Origin of the sequence: Flectobacillus sp. (genome assembly GCF_049240685.1) — a bacterium.
Lineage (GTDB): Bacteria > Bacteroidota > Bacteroidia > Cytophagales > Spirosomataceae > Flectobacillus.
Genome location: NZ_JBMLSD010000126.1, coordinates 11,357 through 18,743, shown reverse-complemented (window position 1 = coordinate 18,743; position 7,387 = coordinate 11,357). Strand labels below are relative to the sequence as shown.

Annotated in this window: 4 protein-coding genes; all 4 read left to right on the top strand. The window is 36.7% G+C overall.

What is annotated here, in order from left to right; translation table 11 throughout:
- Positions 1 to 275: 275 nt before the first annotated feature.
- Complete coding sequence (locus tag ACOVQ4_RS05870) at positions 276 to 2,477, top strand: alpha-galactosidase (protein ID WP_421819721.1); 2,202 nt, start codon at positions 276 to 278, stop codon at positions 2,475 to 2,477.
- An 82-nt stretch (positions 2,478 to 2,559) separates the two neighbouring features.
- Positions 2,560 to 3,576: a GntR family transcriptional regulator gene (locus tag ACOVQ4_RS05865; protein ID WP_421819720.1), complete on the top strand. Its 1,017-nt coding sequence runs from the start codon at positions 2,560 to 2,562 to the stop codon at positions 3,574 to 3,576.
- Positions 3,577 to 3,610: 34 nt separating this feature from the next.
- Positions 3,611 to 5,146, top strand: a complete 1,536-nt coding sequence (locus ACOVQ4_RS05860) for a solute:sodium symporter family transporter (RefSeq protein WP_421819719.1) — start codon at positions 3,611 to 3,613, stop codon at positions 5,144 to 5,146.
- 749 nt (positions 5,147 to 5,895) lie between these two features.
- Positions 5,896 to 7,338 (top strand): sigma-54 interaction domain-containing protein, encoded by a 1,443-nt coding sequence (locus tag ACOVQ4_RS05855; protein WP_421819718.1) that lies wholly within the window; start codon positions 5,896 to 5,898, stop codon positions 7,336 to 7,338.
- The last annotated feature ends 49 nt before the right edge of the window (positions 7,339 to 7,387 follow it).

Genomic DNA, 7,387 nt, shown 5'->3' with positions numbered 1-7,387 from the left:
TTACGCATAATAAAATTTAATTATTGAGCTTTCGGCTTTGGGTATTCGGCAAAAAATATATCTAAAGTTACCCAAAAACCATTTAACACTCTTTGCCTGATGCCTTGTGCCTGTTGCCTAATACAAAATCACGATTACATCTACTCGTATATAAGGGAGTTTTTCCCAATTTATATAAATGGAAAAATGGTTATAATCCCCCTGATTTTCGGGGGGATATATTTTGATTTTACGAAAAGTATTCAAATGTTCAACTTAAAAATAGGATATATATTATGATTCGCAATTCAATACTATGGGTTTGTTTAGCCTTTATAAGTACAATAACTTGGGCACAAAAAACTACCACAATCACCGTAGAAACACTCTCCAATACAGTGGTATTTCAAACAGATGCCCAAAGCCATCTTCGTACTATTTACTTTGGAAAACGCCTCAAAAACAAGGAGGAATTAGCTCTGATCGAAACTCAAAACAACCAAAGAGATGTAAACGCAGGCATTTATAATTCTATTTATACGCCAAGTGGAAGCTGGAATATGCTCGAACCTGCCCTTCATATTGTGCATGCGGACGGTAATACTTCAACAGACTTAATTTATGAAAGTAGTACTAGCCAAAAGGAAAACGAAAACGTTATCCTCACAACCATCGTGCTAAAAGACCCCGTATATCAAACTGAGGCTAAAATCTTTTTGAAAGCCTACTATCAAGAAGATGTGATTGAGCAGTGGACTGAAATAAAAAATACAGAAAAAGGTGCTATTACTCTTCAGAAATACGCCTCTGCCAATCTTTATCTCAACTCGCAAAAGTTTTATCTAACCAATTATCTAGGTGCTTGGGGACGAGAAATGCGCCCCGAGGAAGTTGCGCTGACTGGTGGCATCAAAGTACTAGACTCCAAATTAGGTACACGCACCAATTTGTATGAACCACCAACCTTTATGCTTTCATTCAACAAGCCTTCAGAGGAAGACCAAGGTGATATTTTATTAGGAACCTTGGGATGGTCTGGCAATTTTAAAATAGATTTTGAGGTAGATTCTTACCATAATCTAAGAGTTATCGCTGGTATCAACCCTCATGCTTCGGCATATCCTTTGGCTAGTAACATGGTATTCAAAACGCCTTCTTTTATTTATACTTTATCGCATCAAGGAAAGGGCTTGGCAAGTCGTAATTTGCATCGTTGGGCCAGAAAATATAGAATTTTGGATGGTACAGGCGACCGCCTAACACTACTCAACAACTGGGAGGCTACTTATTTTGATTTTGACCAACAAAAACTAACCAACTTGTTTAAAGATGGCAAAAAGCTCGGAGTAGATTTATTCTTGTTGGATGATGGCTGGTTTGCAAACAAGTACCCTCGCAATGATGATACCGCGGGGTTGGGAGATTGGGAAGAAAATCGTAAAAAACTCCCAGATGGCTTAGGGTATCTTATAAAAGAAGCTCAGAAAACAGGTATCAAATTCGGTATTTGGCTAGAACCCGAAATGGTCAACCCTCGCAGCGAGCTATACGAAAAACATCCTGATTGGGTCTTAAAACAGCCTCAACGACCTGAGCATTATTTCAGAAATCAGCTTGTATTAGACTTAGCGAATCCCAAAGTGCAGGATTATGTTTTTGGTGTGGTAGATCATTTATTTACAAAAAATCCCGCGCTGGCGTTCATCAAATGGGATTGTAATGCCGTTACTTTCAATGCTCATTCTACCTACCTACAAACAAAAGGCGAATCGCAAGGTAAATTCTATGTCGAATATGTCAAAGGGCTGTATAGCGTCTTGGAGCGCATCAGAGCCAAATATCCTAAAGTTCCGATGATGCTGTGCTCTGGTGGTGGCGGTCGAGTAGACTATGAAGCACTGAAATATTTTACCGAATTTTGGCCAAGCGATAATACAGAACCTCTCGAACGTATTTTTATTCAGTGGAATTATTCCCATTATTTTCCAGCAATAGCTACTTGCAATCACGTGACTGATTGGGGCAAACAACCTCTCAAATTTCGTACAGATGTAGCTATGATGGGAAAATTGGGTTTTGATATTGTGGTCGAGCATTTGAATAAAGATGAGTTAGCATTTGGCCAAAAAGCGCTTGAAAACTACCAAAAACTCAAAAGTATCATTTGGTACGGCGACCAATACAGGCTCGTAGACCCTTACAAAAACGATGTAGCATCGCTCATGTATGTGGATGAAAATCAATCAAAAGCAGTCATGTTTAATTACCTTGTGAGTAATCGTTTTGAGCTGACAGCCACACCAAGACCCATTCAAATGAAAGGTTTGAATCCAAACAAGAGGTATAAGGTTGAAGAAATTAATCTATTCGCCAATACGGCTTCTACCCTCAATAATTCATTGATATTCAGTGGCGACTTTTTGATGACTGTAGGGTATAATCCAGAAGTAAACGACAAACGAACGAGTGTAATTCTTACGATTGATGAAGTCAAGTAATTCATATTTGGGGCAGGTTAGTCTGCCCCAAAACCGTATTTATTCTCCAAATCTCGTATATTTGGATTTGGAGAATACAACAATGAAAGAAATTTACGATAAAATATTAGAACTAGAAGGCATTCCGGGCTATTCTAAACATCAGCAATTAGTACAAGGAATCATCAATGCTATTGACGATAAAGTGGTATCAAAAAACGATATGCTCCCCTCCGTCAACAGCATGATAAAAGAACTCGGCGTGGCGCGCGAAACCGTGGCTAAGGCTTATCGTGAGCTTGTAAGCAGAGGCATTGTTGAGTCCAAAAATAGAATGGGGTATTATGTTTCTACAAATGATGTCAATCGTCCTACCCAAGTGGCCTTGGTATTATTTAATCATGGCTCATTACAAGAAGTTTTTCTAAAATACTTTAGAGCCCATTTACCCGCTGAAATACATTTTGATACATTTTTTCACCATAACAAAATAGAGAATTTCGAAAATATCATTCAATCTATTTTGGGAAAATATAGTATGTATATTATTACGCCTATCCCACACCCCAAAACTAGAGAGATTTTACGATTACTTCCCATCAACAAATTGCTGATGATAGACCGTTATGAGCCTATCGACGGCGATTTTAGTCATATTACACAAGAGTTTGAACAATCAACCTACCGAGCATTTGCCGATTTGAATGACCGCATTCAGCGATATGATGAGTTGATATTTTTTCATCATGTTGCCTCAAGTACTCCTATCGAAATTGTGAAATCTTTTAAAAAATATTTGAAAGATTTTAAAATGAAAGGTTCTATCCGAACAGAATATATCTCTGGTTCGGTAGAAAAGGGAAAGGCTTATTTTACACTCCAAAACATAGAACTATGGACGCTCATTAAAGACTGTAAAGAAAAAGGCTTAACAATCGGAAAAGATGTTGGGATTATTTCGCACAATGATGATTTAATCAAAGAAATTGTTTGCGATGGTATTACGACCTACTCGGCCGACTTTATGTTATTGGCGCAAAAAGCTGCCGAATTTGTCATAAATCCCGAGAAAATCAAAGAGACCATTCCAACCATTTTAAAGATTAGAAATAGTCTTTAATTATATCCAATAGGTATTCAGGCTTGATGTTGCTATGAGTAATAATTCGATAAACAATCCGCAAACCAAAGCAAGCGAGTCGCTATTTTTAGGAAAAAGGAGACTAAACTTTTGGCTCGTGGGATGTTTGCTTTTTCTTACAAACCTAAATAGTATCCAATTTATCGGCGAAAATGAATCGGTGTATATCAACAATATGTCGGTAATGGCATGGGGTATTACATCCGTTTTTGCTATGTTGATTGTTGCGGAATTCGTAATCCCCTATTATTATCAAAAAGGAATCATTACCACTCCCGACTTTCTCGAAATTAGGTTTGATAAAAGTATGAAGCTATGGGTATCGGTGGTGTACCTATTGGCCTATCTTCTCAATATGATGCCTCCTATTTTGTATGCAAGTGCCACAGTTTTTCAAGGTATTTTTCATATAACCGAATTACTCCATCTAAGTTCTTTCCAAACTATTGCACTTTTGTGTATATCTATCGGTAGCTTTTCATTGTTGATTTCGCTTTGGGGAGGAATCGAAAAAATTGCCATCTCCGACATTGTGGTTGGTATTTGCTTGTTAATAATAGGATTATCATTGCCCTATTACGGTTTTAAGCATCTTGGTGATGGCAATATCACAAAAGGCTTTAATATAGTGTTTAATGCAAAAAACACGCATCTCAATGCCATTGGCAATACTCAAGATGCCATCCCTATCAGTACTCTTTTTACGGGTATGATGCTTGTAAATCTAAATTATTGGGGCGTCGAGCAGTTTATTGTTCAGCGAATGATTTCTGCGCAAAATCTTATTGAAAGTCAAAAGGGAATTATACTTACCGCCTTTGGCAAAATTTTGTCGCCGCTTATGCTCAATGTACCAGGACTAATCGCTGTTTATTTATATCCGCATCTTAGCAATACTGCTGAGGTATTCCCACGCATGATAGCTGATGTGCTTCCTCCGTTTCTGGTGGGTATTACTACTTTTGTCATTATTGGCGCTAGCATTACAAGCTTCAACGCTGGACTTTCGAGCACTAGTGCTTTGTTCTTCTTGAATATTTACGGTCCATTAGCCGAAAAACGCGGACATACCCTCAGCAACAAGCAAATTCAGCGATTTTCACGTTATTTTCAGATAGGCGTTGGATGTTTTTGTATGTTGATAGCTCCCTTTATTTATTTTGCTCAAGGAGGATTTTATTTGTATCTTCAAAAAGTGGGAGGAGCATTTAATGTTCCTATTTTTACGATTTTATTCATAGGTTTTGTCAACAATAAAGTAAGCACAATAGCGGCCAAAGTCGGACTTTTCTTTTTTATATTCACTTATCTTATCACACAGTTTGTTATCCAACTTCCTATCCATTTTCTACATGTATTAGCCATTTTGTTTGTCGTGACTAATGTACTCATGCTAGTAATTAGTCGGTGGTATCCAAATAACAAGGCTTTAGTAGAAACCACCTACACAAAACATGGCAATGGCTGGAAACCACGTTATTGGTTTTATGGCATTCTGATAGCTTTATCGGTATTAGTATATGTCATTTTTTCTCCAATAATCTTTTGATATATAATCCAATAACCTCTTTTTCAAAACATAATCTTGCTAGATTAAAAGGATATTTTATCAGTTATGGGTATATGGCAAAACATTTCCTACATCAACTTTGAGGTTTTCAGTCTAATGCCTTTGGCCAACAGGAAGGAGTTTTTGTCAAGGAGCTTTAGAAAAAGGCATGTTTGTAGTTATGAAAAACCTTTTAAAACTCTTTGAATGGTGCCTACACATAAGTCATTTCTAAACGCAATGTCTTCGAGTCAAAATTTGACAATAACATTTTGATTAAAAATCTTCAAATAACCCATATACTATTAACTAATAGCGCTTTCCTACTTAGCATCAAAAACTTGAAGAAGAATCCGAATCCCAAAAATGAGAGATGACTCATGTTTAGGAACAAGACAAAGAGGGTTAAATTGTTTTTTTAGTAACGGTTGATATATTTTTGCCAAATACCCAAACTGCTGGATTTCCTTTCAAGATATCCGTTCTAAAGAATAATAAGAACATGTTTAGTTTTATTAGCTATTCCACCAACTCAAAAGGTATATATCTAAAACGAATTGATAATCTCTATAAATCGTGTAGATTTGTATATAAGTAAGAAAAACGACTAACACACCATTTCTTAACCACTCTCCCTTAATCAAAGTAGCGTCTGATAGAATGTCTTTTACTCGTTTGTACAAACGATTAGGTCTATGGTATATCGCTCTGATAGTAATTGTCTTTAAGCAAAAAATCTTATGAACTTTATGATGTCACACGCAAAGGCTACAAAATACAGCCAGACCTTATCCCAAGTGATTATGGATAAGATAGCAGCTTTTGCTCAAAATATCCTTGAAATTAAATCTTTTAGTGCTTGCGTATATAAAGGAGAGGAACTGGAATGTTACTTGAGTAATTTATCCAATACAGTCATTGAAAATGTACCAGCCTCGGTGGCTCGACAATCCTTCTCTCAATATTCTTTCGATCAAGTAATTACAGTAAAAAGGCATCTTTCGTTAGAAACGCCGTGGCAAGAATATTCGTCCATTCAACAAACATGGCTCGTACAAAAGGTTTTGGATGAGAATTATAAGGTAGTATTGGGATTTCACGCTTCAGAAAACCCTGAACTAAGGCCTAATCTACATGCAGAAATCCTAGGATTTTCGGATACAATAACTTATCAAATAGGATATTATGGGTTAAAAAATCAATTGAATGTATGTTCTCATGTATCACCTTTGCACGAATTACAAAATAATCTTGGACTTATCGGTATTAGCGAGGGTATTCAGGAAGTGAGAGATTTAATTTTGCGAGTAGCTTCAACAGACTCGACCGTTATTATTTTGGGAGAAACAGGTACTGGCAAAGAGTTGGTCGCCAAAGCTATTCATGAGCAATCGCATAGAAAAGAAGGCGTTTTTGTGAAAATCAATTGCGCGGCTATACCCTTTCATTTGCTTGAAAGTGAGTTGTTTGGGCATGAAAAAGGCGCATTTACAGGAGCGGTAGAGCGAAAAATTGGGAAGTTTGAATTGACAAATGGTGGTACTTTATTTCTGGATGAAATTGGAGATATGCCTCACGAGCTGCAAGCGAAGTTACTCAGAGTATTACAAGAAAAATCCTTTGAACGTGTTGGAGGAAATAAAACTGTCAAAACCAATGTACGAATTATTACAGCGACACATTGTAACTTAGAAAAGTTGATAGAAGCTGGTACTTTCCGACAAGATTTGTATTATAGACTGCAAGTATTTCCGATACAGATACCTGCTTTGAGGGAAAGAAAAGAAGATATTCCTTTATTGGTAGAATATTTCGTCAATCATTTTTCCAAAACGCTCAACAAGCAATTGCTTGGGGTAAATCAACAAGTATTGGATAGTTTGATGCAACATACTTGGCAAGGAAATGTCCGTGAATTACAACATGTCATCGAAAGAGCCTGTATATTATCGAAAGGAAAATATCTTAATAAAATTGCTATTTCTCAGAATAACAGCACAATACAAGAAAACAACAATCATTTTGAAGTAAAACCACTACAAGAAATTGAACGTAATTATATTATTCGAGTTCTTCAGCATTGTCAAGGAAAGGTTTTTGGAGAAAATGGTGCAGCCCAACTTTTGGGTTTACCCCCAACAACCCTGCTGTCAAAAATGAAAAAACTACAAATACAAAAACAGATAAGCTAGTTCGAGACTTAGTCTCGAACTAGTAATTTCATTTACTTCCTTACTAAGT